The 24,524-nt window shown below is 67.4% G+C and carries 21 protein-coding genes; 6 read left to right on the top strand and 15 right to left on the bottom strand.

Annotation, left to right across the window (positions count from 1 at the left end):
• Positions 1-49: 49 nt before the first annotated feature.
• From AEB_RS01845 to AEB_RS01810, 8 genes are all read right to left on the bottom strand, one after another.
• Positions 50-4,756, bottom strand: a complete 4,707-nt coding sequence (locus AEB_RS01845; protein WP_119081643.1) for an NAD-glutamate dehydrogenase — start codon at positions 4,754-4,756, stop codon at positions 50-52.
• Between the two features lie 102 nt (positions 4,757-4,858).
• Positions 4,859-5,854 carry an LLM class flavin-dependent oxidoreductase gene (locus tag AEB_RS01840; protein ID WP_119081642.1) on the bottom strand — a complete coding sequence of 332 codons (996 nt, stop codon included), beginning with the start codon at positions 5,852-5,854 and terminating at the stop codon, positions 4,859-4,861.
• Positions 5,851-6,621 (bottom strand): tetratricopeptide repeat protein, encoded by a 771-nt coding sequence (locus AEB_RS01835; RefSeq protein ID WP_119081641.1) that lies wholly within the window; start codon positions 6,619-6,621, stop codon positions 5,851-5,853. Before AEB_RS01835 ends, AEB_RS01840 begins: the two co-directional genes overlap by 4 nt.
• A 12-nt stretch (positions 6,622-6,633) precedes the next feature.
• Complete coding sequence (locus tag AEB_RS01830) at positions 6,634-7,362, bottom strand: alpha/beta hydrolase (RefSeq protein WP_119081640.1); 729 nt, start codon at positions 7,360-7,362, stop codon at positions 6,634-6,636.
• 54 nt (positions 7,363-7,416) lie between these two features.
• Positions 7,417-8,463: a DNA polymerase III subunit delta gene (gene holA, locus AEB_RS01825; RefSeq protein WP_119081639.1), complete on the bottom strand. Its 1,047-nt coding sequence runs from the start codon at positions 8,461-8,463 to the stop codon at positions 7,417-7,419.
• The gene (lptE, locus tag AEB_RS01820; protein WP_119081638.1) at positions 8,460-8,954 is read right to left on the bottom strand and encodes an LPS assembly lipoprotein LptE; all 495 of its coding nucleotides are present in this window, start codon (positions 8,952-8,954) and stop codon (positions 8,460-8,462) included. Before lptE ends, holA begins: the two co-directional genes overlap by 4 nt.
• Positions 8,951-11,479 (bottom strand): leucine--tRNA ligase, encoded by a 2,529-nt coding sequence (gene leuS / locus AEB_RS01815; RefSeq protein WP_172592977.1) that lies wholly within the window; start codon positions 11,477-11,479, stop codon positions 8,951-8,953. Before leuS ends, lptE begins: the two co-directional genes overlap by 4 nt.
• A 22-nt stretch (positions 11,480-11,501) precedes the next feature.
• Positions 11,502-11,975 carry a DUF3576 domain-containing protein gene (locus AEB_RS01810; protein WP_119081637.1) on the bottom strand — a complete coding sequence of 158 codons (474 nt, stop codon included), beginning with the start codon at positions 11,973-11,975 and terminating at the stop codon, positions 11,502-11,504.
• 321 nt (positions 11,976-12,296) lie between these two features.
• On the opposite strand from AEB_RS01810, the gene AEB_RS01805 reads away from it, so the two are divergent.
• Together AEB_RS01805 and phbB are read left to right on the top strand one after the other, a co-directional pair.
• Complete coding sequence (locus tag AEB_RS01805; RefSeq protein ID WP_145985254.1) at positions 12,297-13,049, top strand: hypothetical protein; 753 nt, start codon at positions 12,297-12,299, stop codon at positions 13,047-13,049.
• A gap of 117 nt (positions 13,050-13,166) precedes the next feature.
• Complete coding sequence (phbB, locus tag AEB_RS01800; protein ID WP_119081634.1) at positions 13,167-13,889, top strand: acetoacetyl-CoA reductase; 723 nt, start codon at positions 13,167-13,169, stop codon at positions 13,887-13,889.
• A 54-nt stretch (positions 13,890-13,943) separates the two neighbouring features.
• Here the strand turns inward: phbB and AEB_RS01795 are convergent, their stop codons facing one another.
• Positions 13,944-14,690 (bottom strand): helix-turn-helix domain-containing protein, encoded by a 747-nt coding sequence (locus tag AEB_RS01795; protein ID WP_119081632.1) that lies wholly within the window; start codon positions 14,688-14,690, stop codon positions 13,944-13,946.
• Between the two features lie 85 nt (positions 14,691-14,775).
• Here AEB_RS01795 and AEB_RS01790 point away from each other — a divergent pair, with 85 nt between their 5' ends.
• On the top strand, positions 14,776-15,033 hold the full coding sequence (locus AEB_RS01790; protein WP_119081631.1) for a ribbon-helix-helix domain-containing protein: 258 nt from the start codon (positions 14,776-14,778) through the stop codon (positions 15,031-15,033).
• On the opposite strand, the gene AEB_RS01785 is transcribed toward AEB_RS01790, so the two are convergent.
• Positions 15,027-15,254 carry a hypothetical protein gene (locus AEB_RS01785; RefSeq protein ID WP_119081629.1) on the bottom strand — a complete coding sequence of 76 codons (228 nt, stop codon included), beginning with the start codon at positions 15,252-15,254 and terminating at the stop codon, positions 15,027-15,029. The two genes, AEB_RS01790 and AEB_RS01785, sit on opposite strands and share 7 nt — an antisense overlap.
• Before the next feature lie 130 nt (positions 15,255-15,384).
• Here AEB_RS01785 and galU point away from each other — a divergent pair, with 130 nt between their 5' ends.
• Entirely contained in the window at positions 15,385-16,260 is an 876-nt protein-coding gene (galU, locus tag AEB_RS01780) for a UTP--glucose-1-phosphate uridylyltransferase GalU (protein ID WP_172592976.1), read from the top strand.
• A gap of 128 nt (positions 16,261-16,388) precedes the next feature.
• On the opposite strand, the gene AEB_RS01775 is transcribed toward galU, so the two are convergent.
• The 4 genes from AEB_RS01775 to AEB_RS01760 form a co-directional block, all read right to left on the bottom strand.
• The gene (locus tag AEB_RS01775; protein WP_231958857.1) at positions 16,389-17,006 is read right to left on the bottom strand and encodes a M23 family metallopeptidase; all 618 of its coding nucleotides are present in this window, start codon (positions 17,004-17,006) and stop codon (positions 16,389-16,391) included.
• Positions 17,007-17,216: 210 nt separating this feature from the next.
• On the bottom strand, positions 17,217-18,005 hold the full coding sequence (locus tag AEB_RS01770; protein ID WP_119081624.1) for a ferritin-like domain-containing protein: 789 nt from the start codon (positions 18,003-18,005) through the stop codon (positions 17,217-17,219).
• A 7-nt stretch (positions 18,006-18,012) separates the two neighbouring features.
• Positions 18,013-18,486, bottom strand: coding sequence for a peroxiredoxin (locus AEB_RS01765; RefSeq protein ID WP_119084393.1), 474 nt, complete (start codon positions 18,484-18,486; stop codon positions 18,013-18,015).
• Positions 18,486-21,131: a glutamine-synthetase adenylyltransferase gene (locus tag AEB_RS01760; protein WP_231958856.1), complete on the bottom strand. Its 2,646-nt coding sequence runs from the start codon at positions 21,129-21,131 to the stop codon at positions 18,486-18,488. Before AEB_RS01760 ends, AEB_RS01765 begins: the two co-directional genes overlap by 1 nt.
• Positions 21,132-21,299: 168 nt before the next feature.
• On the opposite strand from AEB_RS01760, the gene AEB_RS01755 reads away from it, so the two are divergent.
• Positions 21,300-22,283, top strand: coding sequence for an agmatine deiminase family protein (locus AEB_RS01755; protein ID WP_119084392.1), 984 nt, complete (start codon positions 21,300-21,302; stop codon positions 22,281-22,283).
• 34 nt (positions 22,284-22,317) lie between these two features.
• Positions 22,318-22,440: a hypothetical protein gene (locus tag AEB_RS18500; protein WP_269461553.1), complete on the top strand. Its 123-nt coding sequence runs from the start codon at positions 22,318-22,320 to the stop codon at positions 22,438-22,440.
• A 76-nt stretch (positions 22,441-22,516) separates the two neighbouring features.
• On the opposite strand, the gene thrS is transcribed toward AEB_RS18500, so the two are convergent.
• Positions 22,517-24,511, bottom strand: a complete 1,995-nt coding sequence (gene thrS, locus AEB_RS01750) for a threonine--tRNA ligase (RefSeq protein ID WP_119081621.1) — start codon at positions 24,509-24,511, stop codon at positions 22,517-22,519.
• Positions 24,512-24,524 lie beyond the last annotated feature (13 nt).

Here is a 24,524-nt window from a genome sequence, read left to right as displayed (position 1 = left end):
GTTTCCAGCCCTGCGGCTCGCAGTCAAGCCGAAGCCTGTGCCGCGGGGCTCAACGCTGCAGGAGATTGCGCGCCTGGCTGGCGATCTGTGCCAGCATGGCCGGGGCCAGCCGAGTGGAACCTTGTGCCCGCGCGATCATCGCTCGGAACTTGCCGATCGCCTGCTCATGCTCCTGCAGCCACTCCTCCACCGCCATCACGGGATCCTCGCCTACCGGCTTGTTCTCCGGCAGGCGATGCAGGAATTCGAACCGCATCTGCTGGAAATCGCGGGCGAGCCCCGCCACAAGCAGCCGTTCCCAAGGGTCGGAGGGATTCATCACCGCAGCCTTGTACTGCGCCCAGTCCAGCCCCAGCCGTTCGCCCAGGCGGATGAAGGCATTGGCCAGCCGGACCGGCGGAATGCGCGTCTGACCCGCGAGACGCGACAGGCCGATAGCGCCATCGATCGAGAACAGCCCGGCAACCATGCCGGCCATTTCCTTCGGCGCGCCCGCGTCCATCAGCCGGCTGGCAATGGCGGTGGAATGATCGCGCGCTTCCGCCGCCAGCAGATCATCGACATTGGCCATCAGCTGCGAAATGCCCTGCTCTACCTCGCCGACCACCGCCGACGGGGGAAGCGTTGCGCCGCCCGCGCGCAGCAGGTCCGCCATATGGCCGCGCAGGGCCAACGCCGCCTGATCGAACAGCAGCAGCCGCGCGGTTTCCGGCATGTCCGCCGTATCGATCGCCGCCCACACGCGGTCCATCCCCAGCATCTCGCTCGCCGCCACGAAGGAAGCGGCAATCTGGCTCAGGCTCGCGCCCTCTTCCTCCGCCAGTTCGAAGGGATGGACCAGCCCCATGCGGTTCACAATCCGGTTGGCGACCGAGGTGGCGACGATCTCGTTGCGCAGCCGATGCTCCAGCAGGGCCTGACGGTGGGCCTCCTGCAATTGCGGCGGGAAGTCTTCCAGCAGCAGCGGTTCCGCTGCCTTGTCGGCTGCCAGATCGCTTTGCTCGATGGCGTCCTGCAGCACCAGCTTGGCGGTGGAAAGCAGCACGGCGAGTTCGGGCCGGGTCAGTCCCTTTCCGTCGGTTGCGCGGCGGTTCAGCACTTCGCTGTCCGCCAGCCCCTCGGTCTTGCGATCCAGCTCTCCCAGATCCTCCAGCGTCTCGATCAGGCGCGCCTGCGCCGCAACCGCGTCGGCACCGCCCATCTCCGCTATGGACAGGGCGAGGGCCTGCAGTCGGTTGTCCTCCAGCACCAGCGCGGCGACCTCATCGGTCATCTCCACCAACAGTTCGTTGCGGCCTTCCTCTGACAGGCGGCCGTTCCGTCGTGCGGCGGCGAGGGCGATCTTGATGTTCACTTCGTTGTCGGAACAATCGACGCCGGCCGAATTGTCGATGAAATCGGTGTTGATGCGCCCGCCGTTCAGCGCGAATTCGATCCGCCCGGCCTGTGTCACACCGAGATTGGCCCCTTCGCCCACGACCTTCGCGCGGAGCTCGTTGCCGTTGACGCGCAGGCCGTCGTTGGCGGGATCGCCGACTTCCGCATTCGTCTGGCTGCTGGCCTTGATGTAGGTGCCGATGCCGCCAAACCACACGAGGTCCACCTGGCTGCGCAGGATCGCGCTGATGAGGGTTTCGGGATCCAGATCCTCAGCATCCACGCCCAATGCGGTGCGCGCCTCCGTTGAGAGGGGGATGCGCTTCATCGTGCGGGCGAACACGCCGCCGCCTTGCGAAATCAGCGCTTCCGAATAATCCGCCCAGCTCGATCGCGGCAATTCAAACAGCCGCCGCCGTTCTTCCCAGCTCTGCTCAGGGTCGGGATCGGGGTCGATGAAGATGTGCCGGTGATCGAAGGCGAAGACGAGCTTGATCGCCTTGGACAGCAGCATGCCATTGCCGAACACGTCGCCGGACATATCGCCGCAGCCGGCCACGCGGATGCTCTGTGTCTGCACGTCCACGCCCATTTCGAGGAAGTGGCGCTGCACGGAAATCCACGCGCCGCGCGCGGTGATCCCCATCGCCTTGTGGTCATAGCCATGGCTGCCGCCGCTGGCGAAGGCATCGCCCAGCCAAAAGTCCTCGCTTTCCGCGATGGCATTGGCGGTGTCGGAGAAGGTGGCCGTGCCCTTATCGGCCGCGACCACGAAATAGGGATCCTCTCCGTCGCGGATCACGATCCCCGCCGGGTGCACGACCTGGTCATTCACGATGTTGTCGGTAACCGACAGCAGCGTGCGGATATAGAGCTTGTAGCTCTCCGTTCCTTCGGTGAACCAGGCATCGCGATCCTGCGCCGGATTTGGCAGGCGCTTGGGATAGAAGCCGCCCTTCGCCCCGGTGGGCACGATCACCGCGTTCTTGACCCGCTGCGCCTTCATCAGGCCGAGGATTTCGGTGCGGAAATCGTCGCGCCGGTCGGACCAGCGGATGCCACCGCGCGCCACCGGGCCGGCGCGCAAGTGAATGCCCTCCACGCGGCGGGAATAAACCCAGATCTCTCGCCACGGCACCGGCTTGGGCAGGCCGGGCACCAGCGCGGAATCGAGCTTGAACGCCAGCGCTTCGGCTGCCGCAGGGGTAAAGGCATTGGTGCGCAGGATGGCGGAGATGACCGACCAGTACAGGCGCAGCAGGCGATCGTCGTTGATCGCGGCAACCCCGGCGAGGCCCTGCCGGATGGCATCCTGGGCCTGCTCCGCACCGGCGGCGCGGTCGCCCGGGAGTGCCGGATCGTGGAGCGCGCGGAAGAGGGTGATCAGTGCACGGGTAACGTCGGGCGCGCCGCGCAGCGCGTCCACCACGGTGTAGATCGTGAAGGCGATATTGGCCTGCCGCAGATAGCGATAGATCGCGCGCAGCCAGTCCGCTTCTTCCGCGCTCAGATCGGCGCCCGTGACCAGGCGATTGAACACATCGTCTTCCGCCCGCCCGTTGATGACGGCGCAAATCGCCTTCTCCACGGGCTCGGCCCGCGCGAGCAAGGCGGCGGCATGGTCGCCGCGGGGCAGGCCCAGCTGGAAATCGTGGATCGTCCCGGCGTGGTCGCCACCCAGCTCGGTCGGCACTTCTGCCAGCACGCGAAAGCCGAAGTTCTCCAGCGCCGGCACCGCGTCCGACAGGGGCATGGCGCCGCCCTGCTGATAGATCTTCAGGCGCAGCATGTCGGCCGAATCGCTGTCCAGCCGATAGAGCCGGGCGTCGCGGCGCAGCGGGCGGTCGGGATCGTCCGCATCCAGATGCCGCATGCGATCGATGTCGCGCGCGGCCTCCGCCGGGCCATAGGTGTCGCGGTAGAAGGTCGGGAACGCCTCGGCATAACGGCTGGCGAGGGCGGCGGCGCGGCCGGATTCCTCGATCTCGCCCAGCGCATCTTCCACCGCATCGGTCCAGCCGCGCAGCATCTGCTGCAGGCGGGCATCCACCGCGCGATCGTCCGGCGCGCCTTCCAGCCCGCGATAATCGAGCACGAAGCGCAGCATTGCGAGGCTGCCGCCCTCGACAATCAGGCTCCAGTCGAGCGTTTCGGCCCCGGTGCATTCCTTCAGCAGGTCCATCACGCGGTGCCGCGTGCCGGTGGAAATCATGTCGCGCGGCAGCCACACAAAGGCGAAGAGATGGCGCTGCAAGGGGGCTGCAACGATCGCCAGCCGTGGCCGGGGGCGATCGGCCAGCGCCATCATAGTGGTCGCCACCCGCAGGATATCTTCCTGGGAGAAGCCGATCACCAGATCATGCGGCAACACGGTGAGCGCGTGGAGCAGCGTTTTCCCGTCGTGGCTCGCCTTGTCGAAGCCGAGCTGGCCGGTGATATTGGCCAGTTGCACACGCAGCACCGGAATTTCGCCCGGCGGCGTGGCCAGCGCGGCGCTGGTCCAGATGCCAGCATGGATGGAGAGCGCGGCGACACGGCCTTCCTCGATCACCGGCACGATGAACAGGTCCAGTGGCACGCGGCGGTGCACGCGCGATACGCGATTCGCCTTGATAATCAGCGGTGCGCGCCCGCTTCCGCTGTCGAACCAGGCGAAGGCACGTTCATAGCTGTCTTCCGCCAGCAGATCGCGCAGGTCGCGGCGGCACAGGCCCAGCGCCTGCGTATGCTTGCCATCGCGGCGGCGGGTGAGGTGCCCCAGCTGGGTGAGGTGGCCGCCGCTCAGCCAGCGCAGCAGCGCCGCGCCTTCGGCATCGGCGATCCGCTCTGCATCCTCCTGCATGAGCGCGACCATCTTCTGCCAATCGGCCACCGCCGCGCGCACATCGCCCAGCGTCGTCTCCAGCTCGCGCTCCAGCGCATGGCGCTGCTTCGCGTCCACCCGTTCGGTTTCCAGGTAGATCCAGCTTTCGCGCTTCTCGCCCGCACTGTCCGCCGCCGGCAGGGCGTTGAGGGTGCCATCCGCGTCGCGCCGCACGGGCAGAACCGGGTGCACGAGCAGGTCGATCGCCAGACCCGCCTCGGCGATGCTGGCGGCGATCGAATCGACCAGAAACGGCATGTCCTTGTTGATGATCGCGATGCGCGTCGTCCGCCGGCCATTGCTGGCGGTGCGGATCACCACATTGCCGTGGCCTTCCTGGCGCTGGCGTGCCGTTTCGAACAGGAAATCGGCCACTTCGGCCAATTCCGCGGGATCGAGCGGCTTCTCGCCGGGGAGCCGCGAGTCGGAGATGCGATTGCGCAGCTGCGCGACCAGTTCGCCATCTATCTTGGTGGCGCGCTCACTCGTGCCGCCCTGCTTGCCTGCCGTCGCCATCGTCTCACTCTCCGCTCGCGATCCTGCCGAAGCAATGGCCCGTATGCCGGGACGTTCCGTGCCGCTTCAGACCGCCTTGTTAAAAAGCGAATGCCGGACTTATCATTTATTATCCGGTCCGCCGAGGGCTTCCATCACCAAATCCAGCGAACGGATGCGCGCTGCCGGATCGAAGGTGGCGCCAGAGATGATGATCTCATCCGCCTGCGTGCGTTCGATGAAGCGGGCCATGCGATCGCGCACCGTGGCGGGGGAGCCCACCGCACGGGCGGTGGCCAGCCGTTCGAGCATGGCCTGCGCCTCCATCGGAAGGCTGGCGCGGTAATCCTTCACCGGCGGCGGCAGCTTGCCGGGATCGCCGCTGCGCAGGCGCACAAAGCTCTGTTCCTGCGAGGAGGCGAGCAATTCCGCCTCGGCGTCCGTCTCGGCCGCGATCACCGTCATCGCGGCCATCGCATAGGGCTGCTCCAGGGCGGCGGAAGGCCGGAACTGCTGGCGATAGGTCGCCAGCGCCGCATCCAGATGATCGGGTGCGAAATGGCTGGCGAAGGCATAGGGCAGGCCCAGCCGGGCGGCGAGCTGCGCTCCGAACAGGCTGGAGCCGAGCATCCACAATTGCACATCGGCGCCGCGGCCGGGCGTGGCGGTGATCGGCAAGTCCACATCCCCGGTGAACAGCGCGCGCAGCTCCACCACATCCTGCGGGAAGTATTCGGCCGCGCGATGCAGATCCTTGCGCAAAGCTTGGGCGAGAATGCCGGCTGCGCCGGGGGCGCGGCCAAGGCCCAGGTCGATCCGTCCGGGAAACAGCCCGTCCAGCGTCCCGAACTGCTCCGCAATCACGAAGGGGTTGTGGTTGGGCAGCATGATCCCGCCGGAGCCGATGCGGATCGTGCGCGTGCAATGGCCGATATGCGCCAGCACGACGGCGGCGGCACCGCCCGCGACGCCAGGTGTGGCATGATGTTCCGCCACCCAGAAGCGGTGATAGCCGGCACGCTCCGCCGCAGCGGCATGGTCGCCGGCATCGCGCAGCGCCTCCGCTACCGTGCCGCCTTCGCGCACCGGCACCAGATCGAGAATAGACAGCGGGATCATCGGCCGGGCTCCTTGGCAGTGCCCAACTGGGCGAGGTAATCGCGCGCCGCCTGAGCCTCTGGCGCGCGGGGGGCGGTCGCGAGAACGGATTGCCAGCTCTTGCGCGCCGCCTCCTCATCTCCCGCGAGCGCGGCGATCACGCCCGCTTCCAGGCCCACTTCGGCACTGCCGGGCATCAGCGCGGCTGCCGTTTCGATATGCTGCTGCGCGGCGGCAAGATCGCCCTGCCGCCGGGCGAGCGTGGCGGAAAGAAGCCAGGCGGTGCCGTTCTGCGGTGCCATCTCCCGCGCCTGCTGCAGGGCGGCTGCGGCGTCGTCGGTCCGGCCCAGCCCGACCAGCGCCCGTGCGCGGTCCGCGGCAATCCCGCCAGAAAGCGCGCCGTCGCCCGAGGATGCCGCGTCTGCTTGCGCGAGGGTGAAGTCGTCCAGGGCCGCCTGATAACGCCCCTCCGCCAGCGCGGCATTGCCGGCCATGCCGGCGAAACGGGCGCGCCCGCCGTGATCGCTCTCGAGCAGGGCGGAACGCGCGGCGAGGAAGGCGTTTTCGGCCGCCTGCCAGCGCAGCAGGCTGACATAGGCGGTGCCGAGGCATTGCTGCGGCAGGCTGCGCCCGACACCATAGGCTTCGCCCAACCAGGTGGAGGCGGTGACGATCGCCGTGGCCGGATCGGTGCGCGCCTCGCGCAGGCACAGCTGCAGCCTGTCCTGTTCCACCGTCGGCAGCCCGGCCTGGGCAATGAGAAGCGAAGCGGCAGCGAAAAGGAACATGGCGGGTCCGGTTCAGGCGATGGCGGCGACGGTGCGCAGCAGCAGCGCGACATCGCCGTCGCGCGACAGGCGATGGCCGGCACCTTTGACCAGAGTGATCTGCACATCCACTGAACGCAGCATCTGCGCCAGCTTCAGCGAGATTGCCGGCGGCACGTCGTGATCGAGCTGGCCGTGCAGCAGCCGGACCGGGCAATCGAGCGGAATTTCCCGGTCGAGCAGGCGCTGCTCCTCACCATCCTGCCAGAAGGCGGGATGCGTCGGCGTCGGCTCCGTGCCGTAGAGGTTTTCCTGGAACACGGTTTCCCCCGCGGCGAGCTTCGCCTTCTGTTCGGCGTCATAGCCCCAGTCGGTGAAATCGGGCGCCGCCGCGATGCCCACCATCCCGGCCAGCCGCGAGACCAGCTTGAGCCCGGCGAGGAGCATCAGCCACCCGCCCATGGAAGACCCGACCAGGACGATATTGCCTTCGGTGCGGGCCTCGACGAGCTCCAGCACCTCATCGCGCCAGCGGGACAGCGTGCCCTCGGCGAACTCGCCATCACTCTCGCCGCAGCCGGAATAGTCCAGCAGCAGGCAGGCGCGGCCCTGTTCGCGCGCCCAGTCGAACAGGGCAGTGGCCTTGCCGCCCGCCATGTCTGACATATAGCCCGGCAGGAAGACCAGGGCGGGGCCGCTGCCCGGCGTGTGGCGGTAGGCGATGCGTCGCCCGTCCGGCATCTCGTAAAAGGCGTGATCCATGCCCTGCCTTTGTGGGAAGCCCGGCGGGCGAAGGCAAGCGGCGATGGCTGCCAGCTACCTCCGCGCGGCGGCGTAGCGCGCGATCTCCGTCAGCTCCTGCGCCAGCAACAGGTCGGCGGACTGGCTGTTGGCCAGCAGAGTGCGATGCGCGGCCGCCAACCGCTGCACCAGCCGCTCCAGCTTGCCCGCGTTCCAGCGATGCAATTGCTCGGTCAGGTCGCGCTTGTCGCGCCAGAACACGCGGTGGGCCTTCTGTTCGGCATCCAGCAGGGCATTGATGTCACCCCCGGGGCCGAGGCGGGCGGTCAGCTGCGCCAGCTGCGCCGCGCGCCGTTCGATCGCCAGCAGCACGCCGACGGCGTTGAGCGATACCTCGTGGAACCGGCGCAATTCGCCCGCCAGCCGGTTCACCTGTCCGGAAAGGACGGTGTTGACCAGCGGCATCAGCCCGTCTTCCTCCGTCTTCGCGCCGATGGCTTCCAGCGCTTCGGCGTCGGCCCGCCGGGGCGATTGGGGCGAGGCGTCGAGATAGAGCGCCAGCTTGGTGACTTCGGACTGGGCGATGCGCACGTCGAGGCCGGCGGCGCGGGCGATCCGCTCCGCCAGATCGCCGTCCAGCCGCAGCCCGGCACCGTCGGCCATGCGCCGCACTTCATCGGTCACGCTGCGCAGGTCCGGCGTATGGAACATGGCGACCAGCCCGTCTCCGCGCTTTTCCAGCAGTTTGGCGGTGCGCGACTTGTCGGTGGCGGCGGTGGCCACGATCACCACCGGGCAGGCGCCTTCGCCTTGGCCGATGTCGAGCGTGTCGAGCAGGTTCTTCACCGCGTCATGCGCTTCGTCGCCACTGGCGCGCACATAGATGTGCCGCGTGCCGCCGAAGAGCGAGGTGGAGCGTGCCTCGTCCCCCAGCCGCACCGGATCGCTGCGCAGGTCGGCCCCGGAAAATTCGATCCGCTCGCCTGGGTCCGGCAACAGGCCGATCATCCGCGCGGCGGCGGCCGAAGCGCCGGCTTCGTCCGGCCCGCAGAAGAAGGCGATTCGCGCCCCCCTCGCCGCCTTGGGCGCCATGGCGGCGAAATCGCGCTGGGTGGCCTTCACGTCTGGGCGCGCAGCGTCAGCATCAATTGCGTGACGATGCGATCGGCAACTTCCTTGGAAAGGTTTTCAAGCGCGGTCTGCTCGGCGGCGATGGTGGCATATTCGGAGGACACCACGTCGATGCCGGCGTCCGCCCCGGCGGAGGCATCCAGCAGGATCTCCCCGGTGGCGAGATCGACCAGCTGATAGCGGGCACGCAGCGTGCGCCGTTCGCGCCCGATCGTCTCGTCAGTCAGCAGGCCTAGGCCTTCCAGCCGGTCGTCCAGCCGCACGTCCAGGCGATAGCGGGGGCTGTCCACCTCGCGGTCACCCATCCGCGCCTGCAAGGCATTGCGCATCAGCCAGCCGTCCCGCCCGGAGATGGGCGGCACCTGCACCGCCGCCAGTCCCTGCGCCACGGCACCATTGCCGCCGCCGGCATACATCGGCTGCAGCCCGCAGCCGCCAAGCGGGGCGGCGAGCAGCAGTGCGAGGGGCGCGAGCCACCTCATGCGACGATATTGACCAGCCTGTCGGGCACCACGATCACCTTGCGGATTTCCGCTCCATCCAGCGAACGCTGGACCTTCTCGCTTGCCAGCGCAAGCGCTTCCAGCTCGTCCTTCGGCAGGCCCTTCGCCACGGTCAGCGTGTCGCGCAGCTTGCCCTTCACCTGCACGGCGATGGTCACCTCGTCCTCTACAAGCAGCGCCGCGTCCACCTCGGGCCAGGGCGCGTCGACCGCCAGGCCGCTGCCGCCCATCGCCGCCCAGGCTTCCTCCGCCAGATGCGGCATCATGGGGGCCACAAGCAGCAGGATCGTGCGGATCGCCGCGCTGCGCTCGGCCGAAGGGGCGGCCTTTTCGGCCGCGCTGGTAAGTTCATAGATGCGCGCCACCGCCTTGTTGAAGGCCAGCGCCTCAATGTCGGTGGCGACGGCGGCGATCGTCTGGTGCGTTTTGCGGGCCAGCGCCTTGTCTTCCCCCTCGGCCGCCTGATCGTATTGGCCGAACAGGCGCCACAGGCGCTGCACGAACTTGCCGCAGCTTTCGATGCCGGCGGCGGACCACGGCAGGTCGCGTTCCGGCGGGCTGTCGGACAGCATGAACCAACGCACCGCATCGGCGCCATAGCGCGCCACGATCATGTCGGGATCGACGACATTCTTCTTCGATTTCGACATCTTGACCACCGGGCCGATGGTCACCGGCGCACCGTCGGCCCGCAGTGTGGCGGCATCGGCCGCACGGTCGATCTCGTCGGGGCTGAAATACACCGGCTGCCCCGTCTGCGCGCTGCGGCGTTCGTAGGTTTCGTGCGTCACCATGCCCTGGGTGAACAGGCTGGCGAAGGGTTCTGCCCCTTCCAGCAGGCCGATATGGGCCAATGCACGGGTCCAGAAACGGGCGTACAAGAGGTGTAGAATAGCGTGTTCTATGCCGCCGATATATTGATCGACCGGCATCCACTTCGCGACCTCCTCAGGGTCGAACGCCCGGTCGGCCGGCTGGCTGGCGAAGCGCAGGAAATACCATGAGGAATTAACGAAGGTGTCGAGCGTGTCTGTCTCCCGCAGGGCCGGGCTGCCGCATTGCGGGCAGGCGACATGCTTCCAGCTCGGATGCCGCTGCAGCGGATTGCCGGGAACGGAGAAGTCCACGTCTTCCGGCAGGGTGACGGGCAATTGATCGCTGGGCACCGGCACCGCGCCGCAGCTTTCGCAATGGATGAAGGGAATCGGCGTGCCCCAGTAGCGCTGGCGCGAGACGCCCCAGTCTCGCAGGCGCCACACGGTTTCGCCTTCGCCCCAGCCTTCCATTCCGGCGCGGGTGACCACCGCCTGCTTGGCAGTGGCGACATCCAGCCCATCGAGGAAGCCGGAATTGACCAGGATACCCTCGCCTGCCTCGGCCTCTCCGGCAAAGGGGGCATGGGCATCCTCCGCGCTGGCGGCGACCACACGGGTGATCGGCAGGCCGTATTTGGTGGCGAATTCGAAATCGCGCTGGTCATGGCCCGGCACGGCCATGATCGCGCCGGTGCCGTAATCCATCAGCACGAAATTGGCGATCCACACCGGCAGTTCCTGCCCGGTGAGCGGGTGCACCACCTTCAGCCCGGTGTCATAGCCGAGCTTCTCCGCGGTCTCGATCTCTTCGGCCGTGGTGCCACCCTTGCGGCAGCGCTCGATGAACTCGGCCGCGGCGCTGTCGGTGTCGCCCACCGCCCGCGCGATCGGATGCTCGGCCGCCACGGCGACGAAGCTGGCGCCGAAGATCGTGTCCGGTCGCGTGGTGTAAACCTCGATCTCTTCGTCGAAATTGCTGCCCTTGAAGCGCAGGCGCAGGCCGGTGCTCTTGCCGATCCAGTTTTCCTGCATCAGCTTCACCTTCTCGGGCCAGTGCTCCAGCCCGTGCAGCCCGTCGAGCAGCTCTTCGGCGAAATGGGTGATCTTGAGGAACCACTGGTTGAGCTTGCGCTTCTCCACCAGCGCGCCGGAACGCCAGCCGCGCCCGTCGATCACCTGCTCGTTCGCCAGCACGGTGTGGTCCACCGGATCCCAGTTGACCGCGCTTTCCTTGCGATAGACCAGCCCGGCTTCGTACAGCGCGATGAACAGCGCCTGCTCATGCCCGTAATATGCCGGATCGCAGGTGGCGATTTCCCGCGTCCAGTCGAGCGCGAAGCCCAGCCGCTTCAACTGCGCCTTCATGTTGGCGATGTTGTCATAGGTCCAGCCCGCCGGGTGGACGCCCTTTTCCATCGCGGCGTTTTCGGCCGGCATACCGAAAGCGTCCCACCCCATGGGATGCAGCACCTCGTGCCCGGTCATCCGCCGATAGCGGGCGAGCACGTCCCCCATGGTGTAATTGCGGACATGGCCGATGTGGATCCGGCCGGAGGGATAGGGGAACATCTCCAGCACGTAGCTTTTCGGCTTCGGGCTGGTGCTGTCGGCCACGAAGCTGCCCGCTTCTTCCCAGGCACGCTGCCAGCGCCCGTCGGCCTGCGACGGATCGAAACGATGGTCAATCATGCTTGCGCCCCGCTGACTGGGTTCAGCCTATCGCCGAGCGGCGCAGGTTGCGGGCCTTGGTCAGGATGACATCCTCCAGCTTCTGCACCGTGGCGGCCTGCACCGGCGCTTCCACCCATGTGCCGCCCTGCAGCACCTGCCGGCTGGCGGCGACGCGCAGCGCATCGGCGCGCAGATCCTGGTCGAGGATGGAGACGGAGACCTTCATCCGCTCATTGGGATTGGAAGGGTTGGAATACCAGTCCGTCACGATCACGCCGCCGGCGCTGTCCGCCTGGGTGAGCGGCATGAAGGAAAGCGTTTCCAGGCTTGCGCGCCACAGATAGGAATTGACGCCGATCGTCGTCACCTGCGCCGCCGCAATATCCGCTTTGGGACGTTCCCGCCCGCCGCACGCCGCAAGGCCCAGTACCACGGTGCCCAGCAGCAGGCCGGTGGCGGCTTTTCGGGCGAGGGAATGGCCGGCTTCGGCACTGGGAATGGTCGCTGCTGACATTATCGGTCCTGTTGATCATTGGCGGGCGCTGCCCGTGCGCCTCTATAGCCGCAGTTGGCCCTGCGGCAAGGTGGCGCGGGCCGCTTGCTGTTGGGACCGCGCGCGGTGAATGGCGGCTTAACTCGCGCGATTCTGTTGAAGCGGTGCAACACTGGCAAAAAACGCTGGCGTTCCATATATAAAGGCGTGGCCAAAAGGATTGAAACAGGCCTAGAACGGAACTGCTGAGCGATTCAGGCGATTCCCCGGTGGCGGCGCGCTGCCCTGGAGAGGATCCGGCGCCCGGCAGGGAGTGTTACGGTAGCGAATGAGGCTGTTCGCGTGAAGAGGAAGCGCATATCGCGCACGAAGCGCTTGGCGATCTCCGCGATTTGCGGTTCGCTGGTGCTTGCCGGCATTCCTACCGCCAGCTTCGCTCTCGCCGGTCTCACCAATTCCATGGGCCTGTCGGTCGAACAGAGCTTCTCTTCGCTTACGCCGGCCTCCGCCGATCCGCGCATCGCGGCGCTGGTGGCGGAACGGGGCGGGCAGGGGCCGCATATGCTGCGCTTCACGCCTGCCGGCGTGGCGGAACGGACGAGCCGTTCGGTCACCGTGGCGGTGCGCGTGGGCGACGATATGGCGCGTGCCATTTCCGTGCGCGGCGCGATCGACGCGGCGAAGGAGAAGGTGGCGGGCGAAGCCGCGGTGCGTATTGCGCCGGCGCGTTACAACCTCGGCCTGTCGCGCGGCTATCAGAACTTTGCCAAGCAGGCGCAGCTGTCGCAGCCGTTGTCCGATGCGAGTATCCCCGATCTTGCCGCCTTTGTCCCGACGCCCGGTGTGAAGGAGAAGCCGAGCCGCTTCGCCGCGCGGATCGAAATGGATGATGATGGCCGCGCAGGCGCTGCGCGCTCGCTCGATGCCGGGCCGGACCAGACGGTGGATGTCGCCGGCAGCTATCGCCTCACGCGGAATCTCAACGTCACCGCCGGCGTGCGTTATTCGCGCGATCACGATCGCCTCGCTCCGCTGGCCGATACGGCGCAGAAGGATAGCCAGGCGGTTTACGTGGGTACGCAGTTCCGCTTCTGAACCGGCCGCCATTGTGCGCCGCAAAACCCCGCTTTGGCGGGGTTTTTCTTTGCGCTGCGCACCTCTGCTGTCCTAAGGTCGGGGTGGTTAAGCATACAGTTTGGGAGTGGCTCTGACATGGCGCGCGTGGCGATCGTTACTGGTGGAACAAGAGGTATTGGCCGGGCCATTTGCGAGGCCTTGAAGGCGGACGGAATGACCGTGGTCGCCAACTATGCCGGCAACGAGGAAAAGGCGCGCGCCTTTACGGAAGAGACCGGCATTGCAGCCTACAAATGGGACGTGGGCGATCACGCTGCGGCGGTGGCCGGCTGCGAGCAGGTGACGCGCGAAGTCGGGCCGGTGGACGTGCTGGTCAACAACGCCGGCATCACGCGCGACGGCACGCTGATGCGCATGAGCTTCGAAGACTGGGACGATGTGATGCGCATCAACCTGGGCGGCTGCTTCAACATGGCCAAGGCGTGTTTCCCCGGAATGCGCGACCGGCAGTGGGGCCGCATCGTCAACATCGGTTCCATCAACGGTCAGGCCGGGCAGTACGGCCAGGTGAACTATGCCGCTGCGAAAAGCGGCATCCATGGCTTCACCAAGGCGCTGGCGCAGGAAGGCGCGCGCTTCGGCGTCACCGTGAACGCCATCGCCCCGGGCTACATTGATACCGACATGGTCGCGGCCGTGCCCGAAAACGTTCTGGAGAAGATCGTCGCCCGCATTCCGGTCGGCCGACTGGGCCACGCCGAAGAGATTGCCCGCGGTGTCTCCTTCCTCGCGTCGGACGATGCGGGCTTCGTCACCGGATCGACGCTGTCGATCAATGGCGGGCAGCACATGTACTGATTGCGGCGGCAGGGGCGGAGCCGTCACCTCGGCTTCACCCCGCCACCCGGCGCGCTACGATATCCAGTAGCCGACCACCTTCCAGGCATCGCCCTCCTTCACCAGGGAAAGGGTTTCGGTGGCGTCCGGCCGGTTCGCGAATCGCGTGGTGAACTTCACCATTTCATAGCCCATGGGCGGGGCAGGCACGCTTTCCTGGCTCAGCATCTGACGCGAGAGGACCGCGCCGAGCGGCGGGCGGGCATCTTTGGAAACGCGCGCCCAGGTTTCGGCGCTGTTGAGCTCGCGAAATGCCGCGCCAGTGGCCGCCCAGCTCGCCTGCCATTCCTCGGCATCCACCAGCGCCAGCCAGTCACGCGCGGCGCGGGTGACGTCCGATTCGGCGGAGGTCGCGGCGGTAGAAGCCGTTTGCGGCCCGCCAGCAGGCGCCGCCGGCTGGGTGAGAGAGGCCAGCGCGGCCGCTATCATGATGGACATGGCAAGAAGTACTCCGATCATCAGAGGGCGGGGAATCCGCCCCTTCCATGCCGTGTTGTGTCGCTCATCGCCGTGGCTCCCCGCTTCCCCCAAAGGCTTGGGTCCAGAAAATTGGGGGGTTTGGGCTTCCCGCTCGCGCAGCAGCCGTGCCGCTTCCTTGCTGCTGGTAACCCCTAGCTTGCGGCGCGCGCCGCGCAGCCGTTCATTGATCGTGTGAACCGACAGATCGAGCGCGACGGCCATGGATTTTGCGTCATGACCCTGAAGGATCAGCCGAAGCGTCTCCTTCTCTTTCTCGGTCAGCGATCCGCAGTGTTGCGCCATTCGCGGGAAACTACGCGGCGGCCATGGGACCAGCCACCCCAAAAAAATCGGGTGGGCGCGCGGCGGCGCCGGGTTACAGTGGGGGATGGCTACGCCCTATCATCCGCCTGCCAAGCGTTCGGTCGAGATTGCCGGGCACAAGACCTCGATCAGTCTGGAACCGCTGTTCTGGGAAATGCTGCGCGACGCCGCGCGAGAGGAGGGGGTGCCGGTGAGCGCGCTTGTGGCGCGAATCGATGTGGAGCGGATTGCTGCCGACACGCCCCCGGGCCTGGCGGGGGCTATCCGGCTGTGGCTGGCGGCGCGGCTTTGCGCCCGCGCCGCCGCCGGGCCGGTTCAGTAGTTTCCGGGCGGATCGCTGGCGGGGAAGCTTTCGTCGCTTTCCTCGTCAGTCTTGCTCCAGTCATGACTGGTTTCATCGGCGGTGGCGTGGGGGCCGGCATCGCGTACGGTCCCGGACTGGCCGGTAGCGAAGGCAGCGTTGCTGCCGCCCTGCGATTTCTCGTAATATTTGTAGCCGACGTAGGCGAGAGTTCCCAGCGCCGCGAGTTTGATCAATCCCATATGAGGTATCCTTTCTTTCCTCCCCAATGCGCAGAGCGGCCGAAAGTTCACGCGCATCGAAAGGGGACGGATCTTCCGCATCGCAGCAAAGACTATTGACCGCGCCCCGGCGCTTTTTAAGGCTATGCACATGACCGAAACGCGCAAACCGATCCGCAAGGCCGTCTTCCCCGTCGCGGGGCTGGGCACCCGCTTCCTCCCGGCGACCAAGGCCATCCCCAAGGAATTGCTGCCGGTGGTGGACCGGCCGCTGATCCAGTACGCCGTGGACGAGGCGCGAGAGGCGGGGATCGAACAGATGATCTTCGTCACCGGCCGCGGCAAGAGCGCGATCGTCGAGCATTTCGATATTGCTTACGAGCTGGAAGCGACCATGCGCGAACGGGGCAAGGATCTCTCCATTCTCGATCCCACGCGCGCGACGCCGGGGGACATCATCACCGTGCGCCAGCAGGTGCCGATGGGGCTGGGCCATGCCATCTGGTGCGCCCGCGCCATCGTGGGGGACGAACCCTTCGCGATCCTGCTGCCGGACGAACTGATGGTGGGCCAGCCCGGCTGCATGGCGCAGATGGTGGAAGCCTATAACGAGGTGGGCGGCAATCTCGTCTCGGTGCTGGAAGTGCCGATGGAGGAGGTTTCCAGCTATGGCGTGATTGCGCCGGGTGCCAGCAGCGGCGCGCTGACGGAAGTGAAGGGCCTGGTGGAAAAGCCGCCGGTGGCCGATGCGCCCTCCAACAAGATCGTCTCCGGCCGCTATATCCTCCAGCCGGAAGTGATGCGCACGCTGGAGAACCAGGAAAAGGGTGCGGGTGGGGAGATCCAGCTCACCGATGCCATGGCCAAGATGATCGGCGGCCAGCCCTTCCATGCGGTGACCTTCGCCGGCCGTCGGTTCGACTGCGGCAGCAAGACCGGCTTCGTCGAAGCGACGCTGGCGCTGGCGCTCGAACGCCCGGACATGGGCGCCGAAGTGCGCGCGATTGCCGAACGCCTGCTGGCCTGACCTGTCTATCGCCCGCCCGGCGAACCGGCGGAGCGGGCGGCACGGCTCACGGAGTGATGCGAGACACAGAAAAGGCGCCGGATTGCTCCGGCGCCTTTTTCATGCGCTTGGCGCGGTAGAAAGGGGGCTCAGTCGCCGCCCTGGCCGCCGCCAGCTTCGTTCACCGCCAGCTGCGTGATCATGTAGGGGTGCGGATCGACCGATTCGCCGCTGAGGCGCACTTCATAATGAAGGTGCGGACCCGTGGAGCGGCCGGTGGTGCCGATATAGCCGATCAGCTGGCCTTTGTGGACCCGCTCGCCGGCGGAGACGGCATAGCCGGAAAGATGAGCGTAGCGCGTCTCGAGTTCGCCGCCATGCTCGATCTGGATGAAGTTGCCATAGCTGCCGAAGGGCGAGGCCTTGGAAACCATGCCATCGGCCGTGGCATAGACCGGCGTGCCGGTGGGGGCGGCAAGATCGACGCCGTCATGCTTGCGGCGACCGCCCAGCACGGGGTGGTTGCGCATGCCGTAATCGCTGGTGAGCGTGACGCCTTCCACCGGCATGCCGTTGGGGATCATGATGCCCAGCTGCGGGGTGGAGGCCAGCTGGCCCTTCGTGTCGAGATCCTTCCAGCTGGCGAACAGCTGCTGGAACTCGGCATCGCCGCGTTCGCTCGCGACGCCATCGGTCTTCAGCGCACTGGTGATCTGGGTGGCGGTGGTCGTTTCACCGGCGAGCGCCGGATTCGCGGCGAGTGCCATGGCTAAACCGGCGAAAGCACTCAGTGCGTGTCTTGCGATCATGCGACTTCTTGTTCCCGTCTTGGCCCGGCGACCCTTACGCCCAGCTGGTTCGCCCCTGCCGGTCCGCCGGGCACAAACGGCCCGGAGCCCTGGCAAGGGCCTTGTGCGTGAGATGGTCGGAACCCCCCGCCGTCTCGTTGGTTGATGGGCTAACCGGGCAAAGGTTAATCAGGCAACACCCGCGTAATAATCTCGCGGCAGACCGGCTGCGAGGCGCGCTGAGTCGTTGAACGGCGGCTTAAGGGCGCCGCGAAAGTGGCGCTTCACCAGCATCTGCCAGTGCTCCTGAGGGCGGATTCCCGCCATTTCACACCATGCGTTAAAGTGATTTGCGCCGATCCGGACATGGCGGATTTCGTCGTCAAGGATTCGCTTGAGGATGCGCGCCCCGCTTTCATCGCCCTGCGCGCGCACGCGCTCCAGCGTCGCCGGGGTGACGTCGAGCCCCCGCGCTTCGAGCACCATCGGCACCACCGCGAGGCGCGCAGCTACATCGTGCCGCGTCTCCTGCGCCGCTTCCCACAAGCCGTCATGCGCCGGTAGCGCGCCATAGGCCGAGCCGAGGCTGCGCAGCTTCCGCTCGATCAGCGCGAAATGCATCGCCTCGTCCGCCGCGACGGAGAGGAAATCGTCCACGAAGCCGCGGTCCATCCCCCCGCCGAATCGGCCCGCCATGTCGAGCGCCAGGTCGATGGCGACAAATTCGATATGCGCCAGCGAATGCCACAGGGCGATCTGGTTGCGCAGCGATCCGCCGCGGCCGCGCTTGGGCATGCGATTGGGCGGCAGCAGCTCCAGCGTGGGCGGCCACACCGGGCGATCGGGCATGGTCGCGGAGAAGCCGCTGGCCAGATCCCCCTTGCGCCAGGCGCGCACCAGAGCCCGCGTCGCCATCACCTTGCGCTGCGGATCGCCGGTGAGCAGCGCGGCGGCGATCGCCTGCGACAGGTCGGTCATCGCCCGCTCACAGCGCCCGCGCCGCCTCCAGCACCTCCGCCGGGTGGCCCTTGACCTTCACCTTGCGCCACACGCGCGCGATGCGGCCTTCGGCGTCCACCAGATAGGTGGTCCGCTCCATGCCCATGTAGGTGCGGCCATACATGCTCTTTTCCACCCAGATGCCCAGCGCATCGGCCAGCCCGTCCTCCTCCGCATCGGAGGCGAGCGGAGCGGCGAGATCGTGCTTGGCGATGAACTTGCCGTGCTTGGCCGGCGGATCCTTGCTGATGCCCAGCAGGGCAACACCCGCAGCGTCGAACTCCGCCTTGAGCGCGGTGAAATCCTTGTTTTCGGTGGTGCAACCGGGCGTATCGTCCTTTGGATAGAAGAATAGCACCAGCTTCTGCCCGCGAAAATCCGCGGGCCGCACCGTGCCGCCCTCGGGCCGTTCCAGCGCCACATCGGGCATCATGTCACCAGTGTCGGGGCGTTCCTGCATCATTCGATCTCCAGTTCCTCGCCAAACAGCGCAGCCCAGCATTGCGCAACGCCGCGCCGTGCGCCGTTCAGCTCTTCGATCAGCATCGCGTAATCCTCGCATCGGCAGGCGCGCGCAAGCGCCCCGCGTGCAGCCGGCGGCGGCTCCTGCCCATCCGGCGCCAGCAGCCGCGCAGAGACCAGCAGCCGGGCGAGTATCTCGAAATGGCCGGCAAAGCTCTCCGGCAGCAGCCCGGCAGCGATCAGCGCCGCGATCGCCTGCTCCAGCGCCGGGTGGAAGGCCGTGCGCTCGCGCAGCTGCAGATAGTGGATGATGAATTCGCAATCGACCAGCCCGCCGCGCAGCAGCTTGGCGTCCAGCGGCCCGCGCGGCGGTTTGTGCGCGGCCATGTCGGTGCGCATCTTGAGCACGTCGGCGCGCAGCGCGTCTGGATCGCGTGGCGCCTGCAGCACCTCGCCAAGGATGCCCGACAGCGACTCTCGCCCCAGCCGCGGGCCATAGACCGGGCGGGCGCGGCACAGCGCCATATGCTCCCAGGTCCAGGCGTCCTCCTTCTGGTAGCGCGCAAAGCTCTCCAGGCTCACGGCGAGCGGCCCCTGGGTGCCCTGCGGGCGCAGCCGCGTGTCGACTTCGTACAGGGCGCCCTCGGCGGTGGGCACGCTGAGCGCGGCGGTCACCCGCTGCGCCAGCCGGTTGAAATAGAGCGAGGCGGTGAGCGGACGGCGCCCGTCCGATTCCACGCCGATCTCCCCAGTGAACAGATAGACCAGATCGAGGTCGGACGCGTGGGTGAGCGCACCGCCCCCCAGCCGCCCGAGGCCGAGGATGATAAGCTCGCCCCGCGGCACCCGCCCGTGCGCCGATTCGAACTCGCGGCATGCTGCCGCCGCCGCCACCTGCAGAGCGGCTTCGGCCACGCGCGCGAGGCCCGAGGCAATCTCCAGCGGGTCGTGCCGCGCATCGATCAGCTGCACCCCCAGCGCAAAGCGTTCCTCCCCCACCACCTGACGCACGCGGTCGAGCTTGCGCTCGTAATCGTCATCGGTCTCCCGCGCCGCCATGCGCGCGGCGAGCGCTGCGACCGGGCGCGGCAGATCGAGCGCGCTCTGGTCGATCATCCGGTCGAGCAGTTCGGGCCGCCGGGCAAGCTCGTCCGCCAGCGGCTCGGCCAGGCTCAGCACGCGCAGCACCTGTTCGAGCAGGCCGGGGCGCTGCTCGAACAGGCGGAACAGGTTCACCACGCTGGGCAGGCGGCCCAGGAATGTCTCCCACCGTGCCGTCGCCCGCTCCGGCTCGGGTGCCTTGGCGAGGCCCTCGAGCAGGATGGGGACGATCGCATCATAGGCAGCGCGCGCTTCCACCCCCCGCCGGTCGCGGATCGCCTGCCGCCATTTGTCCACCCGCTCGGCAAATTGCGCGCCGGCCACCGGGACGGCTGTAACTTCGGCCTCGTCGTCCCCGAGCAGCGCGGAATAGCGATCCGCCACCTGGCTGCAGAGCGCCCGCAGTTCCTCCAGCAGCGCCGCGCCATCGGGCAGGCCGTCGAGGCGGGCGACATTGTCGAGCGCGGCGGGATTTTCGGGCAGGCTGTGCGTCTGCCGGTCCTCCACCATCTGCAAACGGTGCTCGATCACGCGCAGGCGATCGTAGGAGGCGCCCAGCAGTTCCGCATCGCCGGCGGAAATGATGCCTTCGGCGGCGAGCGCATCCAGCGCCGCGCGCGTGCCGCGCTGGCGCAGGGCCGGGCGGCGCCCGCCATGCACCAGCTGATGCGTCTGGGCGAAGAACTCCACCTCGCGGATGCCGCCGCGCCCGCGCTTGATGTCGAAGCCGGGGCCGGGCTCGCGCGGCCCGTCATAGGCCTGCCGGATGCGCGCGGTGAGCCGGCGGATTTCCTCGATGGCGGCGAAATCCAGGCTGCGGCGCCAGATGAAGGGGCGGATCGCCGCAAGAAAGGCCTCGCCCTTGGCAATATCGCCCGAGCAGGCCCGTGCCCGCAGGAAGGCGGCACGTTCCCACGCAAGGGCGGAGCTTTCATAGTGCGAGAGGGCCGCATTGACCGAAACCGCCAGCGGCGTCACTTCGCTCGCCGGTCGCAGCCGCAGGTCCACGCGAAAGACGTATCCTTCTGCCGTCGGCTGGGTCATGATCTCCATGATCGCGCGGGCATAGCGCTGCGCCGCATCCCCCGGCTCGTCCCGCTCGCGCCGGGGCAGCGTTTCGGGATCGAACAGCAGGATCGGGTCTATGTCGGAGCTGTAGTTCAGCTCTTCGGAGCCATGCTTGCCGAGAGCGAGGGCGAAGAAGCCGGCCGGCTCCGCATCGGGTACGCGGCGGCGGATCGCCTCGGCAATGGCCTCGCTCAGCGCGCGGTCGGCAAAATGGCTGAGTTCCCCCATCACCTGGCTGAGCGGGAAGGCCCCGGCCAGATCGCCGACGGCCAGCGACAGCGACAGGGCCAGCTTTTCGCGCCGGAGGGCGGCAGGCACGTCGCCCTCTTCACCGGCTTCGCGCGCCAGAGCCAGCGCCGCGTCCCCCTTGCCCGCCTGCAGCAGCTCGGCAAGATCTGGGCGCCGCTGCAGCGCCAGCGCCAGGAAAGGCGAATGGGCCTGGGCCCGCGCGATTGCTCCGTTCCAGTCAGCCATAAGGCCGCCCTGCATGGGAGCGGGCGCGAGGGCAAGGGCGGCGCAGCACGCTTGCGGAGCACCGCGGGCTTTGCCAGAGTCCGCTGCGCACGATCTCCCGAGAGGTTCTTTCCCGATGTTTCGCACAGTTTCCGCCCCTGCGGGCGCGCAATCCGCATGGTGCCGGCCATGAGCTTCCGCATGCCCGCCGAATTCGCCCCGCAGGATTGGATCTGGATCGGCTTCCCGCATGATCCGGCCGAATGGCCCGAGTCTTTGCCGCGCGCGCAGGAGCAGATTGCCGCCTTCGCCAACGCCGTTGCCGAGACGGGGCAGGAAGTGCGGCTGGTGGTGCGCGATGCCGCCAATGAGATGCGCGCGCGCGATCTGGTGAGCGGATCGGTGGTGCTGGAGCGGCAGGCCTATGGCGACATCTGGCTGCGCGACACCGGGCCGCTTGTCCTGCTGGATGGGCATGGCGGGCGCATCGGCCGTCGCTTCGGCTTCAACGGCTGGGGCGGCAAGTTCGAGATGGAGGGCGACCAGGCGGTGGGCGCGGCGCTGGCGGCCGATGCCGGCCTGCCCTGCGACGCGCGCGAGTGGATCCTGGAAGGCGGGGCAATTGATACGGACGGCACCGGCCTGCTCGTCACCACCGAGCAGTGCCTGCTCAACCGCAACCGCAACCCCCAGTTGACGCGGGAGGAGATCGCCGCCCGGCTGCGGTCGGACCTCGGTTTTGATCGGATCCTGTGGCTGGGCGAAGGCCTGCTGGGCGACCACACCGATGGCCATGTGGACAATCTCGCCCGCTTCGTCGCCCCCGGCAGGCTCGCGCTGCCGTTGCCGAGCGGACCGGATGATCCCAATGCCGCCATCTATGCCGATGCGCGTGCGCGCGCGCGCGACTTCGGGCTGGAGGTGGTGGACGTGCCGTCCCCCGGCCTGATGGAGGATGGCGGCGATGTGGAGCCGGCCAGCTACATGAACTTCGCCATCTGCAGCGACATCGTGGTGGTGCCCACCTATGGCTCGGTGCATGACGAGGATGGCGTGGCGGCGGTGCGCGCCCTGTTCCCCCATCGCGCCGTAATCGGCCTTCCGGCCGACGCGGTGCTGGCCGGCGGGGGCAGCTTCCACTGCGCCAGCCAGCATGTGCCTTCGGTGACGTAACGCTTCGTTAGGATTTGCGCGCGAGAATGCCGGGATGAGCACAATCGCGGCATTCTCCGGCACTTATGCGATACGCGGCGCGGCACTGATCCGCTCGCTGATCGTGATCGCCTGCGCCTGCGCGCTGATCGTTGCCGGGGACGCGCTGCCCTTCTGACACGCCGCCCCGGGCGTCGGCAGCGGCCCGCCCGGTTACTCCGCCGAAGCGGCAGCCACCGGGCGATCGCTCCCTGTCAGCGCAAATCCGGGGGTGCGGCCTCTGCCTTCAGCAAGGCAATCGCCTCGTCCAGCGGCAGGATCTTCTGCTGCTGCTCGCCCAGCGTGCGCAGCGCCACCGTGCCTTCTTCCGCTTCGCGCTTGCCGACCACCAGCATGTGCGGAACCTTCTTCACCGAATGTTCGCGCACCTTGTAGTTGATCTTCTCGTTGCGAAGATCGCTCTCAGCCCGGATTCCAGCCGCGGCGAGCTTTTCCGCCACCACCCCGGCATAGTCATCCGCGTCCGAGACAATCGTCGCCACCACGGCCTGCACGGGGGCCAGCCACAGCGGCAGCTTGCCGGCATAGTGTTCGATCAGGATGCCGATGAACCGTTCGTAGGAGCCGAAGATCGCGCGGTGAAGCATTACCGGCCGGTGCTTCTCGCCGTCTTCACCCACATAGGCGGCGTCGAGCCGTTCGGGCAGCACGCGGTCTGACTGGATCGTGCCAACCTGCCAGGTGCGGCCGATCGCATCGGTCAGATGCCATTCGAGCTTGGGGGCGTAGAAGGCGCCTTCGCCGGGCAGCTCTTCCCAGCCATAGGCCTCGGTGGCGAGGCCGGCCTTCTCCACCGCATCGCGCAGTTCGGCTTCGGCGCGGTCCCACATCTCCTCGCTGCCGAAGCGCTTTTCCGGGCGCAGGGCGAGCTTGATCGAATAGGTGAAGCCGAAATCCTTGTAGATCCGGTCCGCCAGCGCGCAGAAATCGCGCACTTCGTCCACGATCTGGTCTTCGCGGCAGAAGATATGCGCGTCGTCCTGCGTGAACTGGCGCACGCGCATCAGCCCGTGCAGCGCCCCATGCGGTTCGTTGCGGTGGCAGCAGCCGTTTTCGTAGAGGCGCAGCGGCAGGTCGCGATAGCTCTTGATGCCCTGGCGGAAGATCAGCACATGCGCCGGGCAGTTCATTGGCTTCAGCGCCATCCATTCGGCGCCTTCCGGCACCAGTGGGCCTTCATCCTCCGTGTTCGGCACCTCGTCGGGGATCACGAACATATTCTCGCGATACTTGCCCCAGTGCCCGGACTGTTCCCATTGGCGCGCGTCCATCACCTGCGGCGTCTTCACCTCGCGATAGCCGGCGCCGTCGATCGCGCGGCGCATATAGGCCTCCAGCTCGCGCCAGACGATATAGCCCTTGGGATGCCAGAACACGCTGCCATGCGCTTCGGCCTGCAGATGGAACAGGTCCATCTCGGCGCCGAGCTTCCGATGGTCGCGCTTCGCCGCCTCTTCCAGCCGCAGGAGATGCTCAGCCAGCTGCTTCTTGTTGAGCCAGCCGGTGCCGTAGATGCGGCTGAGCATCGCGTTCTTCTGGTCGCCGCGCCAATAGGCGCCCGACACGCGGGTGAGCTTGAACGCCTGCGGGTCGAGCTTGCCCGTGCTGGCAAGATGCGGACCGCGGCACAGGTCCAGCCAGTCCTCGCCCGAATGATAGACCGTCAGCTGCTCGCCCTCGGGCAGTTCGGCCGCCCATTCGGCCTTGAAGCTCTCGCCGTGGGACCGGAACCGTTCGATCAGCTGTTCGCGGCTCCATTCCTCGCGCCGCAGCGGCTTGTCGGCGCGGATGATCTCGCGCATCTTTTCCTCGATGGCGGGCAGATCCTCCTCCGTGAAGGGGCCGCGCGCACCGGGGGCGAAATCGTAATAGAAGCCGTCGTCGGTGGCCGGGCCGAAGGTGATCTGCGTATCGGGCCACAGGGCTTGCACCGCCTCTGCCAGCACATGGGCATAATCGTGCCGGGCAAGCTCGAGCGCGTCCGCCTCGTCCCGGCCGGTAACCAGCGCGAGCTCGGCATCGCCTTCGAAGGGGCGCGTGATGTCGCGCAGTTCGCCGTTCACGCGCGCGGCCAGCGCCGCCTTGGCCAGACCGGGGCCGATCGCCGCGGCGATGTCGGCTGGCGTGGAGCCGGGGGGCACTTCGCGCACCGAACCGTCGGGCAGGCTGATTTTCAACATCTCGCTCATGGCTTACCGTCTT

Origin of the sequence: Altererythrobacter sp. B11 (assembly GCF_003569745.1) — a bacterium.
GTDB lineage: Bacteria > Pseudomonadota > Alphaproteobacteria > Sphingomonadales > Sphingomonadaceae > Croceibacterium_C.
The sequence above is the reverse complement of the archived record's forward strand: the minus strand, read 5'-3'. Positions and strand labels throughout refer to the sequence as shown.

Bases quoted from the DNA above. Each gene is read 5' to 3' on its own strand.
- galU (WP_172592976.1), top strand. From the start codon at position 15,385: ATGACCGAAACGCGCAAACCGATCCGCAAGGCCGTCTTCCCCGTCGCG.
- AEB_RS01775 (WP_231958857.1), bottom strand. From the start codon at position 17,006: ATGGCACTCGCCGCGAATCCGGCGCTCGCCGGTGAAACGACCACCGCC.
- AEB_RS01755 (WP_119084392.1), top strand. From the start codon at position 21,300: ATGAGCTTCCGCATGCCCGCCGAATTCGCCCCGCAGGATTGGATCTGG.
- AEB_RS01835 (WP_119081641.1), bottom strand. From the start codon at position 6,621: ATGTTCCTTTTCGCTGCCGCTTCGCTTCTCATTGCCCAGGCCGGGCTG.
- AEB_RS01785 (WP_119081629.1), bottom strand. From the start codon at position 15,254: ATGGGATTGATCAAACTCGCGGCGCTGGGAACTCTCGCCTACGTCGGC.
- AEB_RS01765 (WP_119084393.1), bottom strand. From the start codon at position 18,486: ATGCAGGAACGCCCCGACACTGGTGACATGATGCCCGATGTGGCGCTG.
- AEB_RS01845 (WP_119081643.1), bottom strand. From the start codon at position 4,756: ATGGCGACGGCAGGCAAGCAGGGCGGCACGAGTGAGCGCGCCACCAAG.
- phbB (WP_119081634.1), top strand. From the start codon at position 13,167: ATGGCGCGCGTGGCGATCGTTACTGGTGGAACAAGAGGTATTGGCCGG.
- AEB_RS01840 (WP_119081642.1), bottom strand. From the start codon at position 5,854: ATGATCCCGCTGTCTATTCTCGATCTGGTGCCGGTGCGCGAAGGCGGC.
- AEB_RS01790 (WP_119081631.1), top strand. From the start codon at position 14,776: ATGGCTACGCCCTATCATCCGCCTGCCAAGCGTTCGGTCGAGATTGCC.
- lptE (WP_119081638.1), bottom strand. From the start codon at position 8,954: ATGAGGTGGCTCGCGCCCCTCGCACTGCTGCTCGCCGCCCCGCTTGGC.
- AEB_RS18500 (WP_269461553.1), top strand. From the start codon at position 22,318: ATGAGCACAATCGCGGCATTCTCCGGCACTTATGCGATACGCGGCGCG.
- AEB_RS01810 (WP_119081637.1), bottom strand. From the start codon at position 11,975: ATGTCAGCAGCGACCATTCCCAGTGCCGAAGCCGGCCATTCCCTCGCC.
- AEB_RS01795 (WP_119081632.1), bottom strand. From the start codon at position 14,690: ATGGCGCAACACTGCGGATCGCTGACCGAGAAAGAGAAGGAGACGCTT.
- AEB_RS01770 (WP_119081624.1), bottom strand. From the start codon at position 18,005: ATGACCGACCTGTCGCAGGCGATCGCCGCCGCGCTGCTCACCGGCGAT.
- AEB_RS01760 (WP_231958856.1), bottom strand. From the start codon at position 21,131: ATGGCTGACTGGAACGGAGCAATCGCGCGGGCCCAGGCCCATTCGCCT.
- AEB_RS01830 (WP_119081640.1), bottom strand. From the start codon at position 7,362: ATGGATCACGCCTTTTACGAGATGCCGGACGGGCGACGCATCGCCTAC.
- leuS (WP_172592977.1), bottom strand. From the start codon at position 11,479: ATGATTGACCATCGTTTCGATCCGTCGCAGGCCGACGGGCGCTGGCAG.
- thrS (WP_119081621.1), bottom strand. From the start codon at position 24,511: ATGAGCGAGATGTTGAAAATCAGCCTGCCCGACGGTTCGGTGCGCGAA.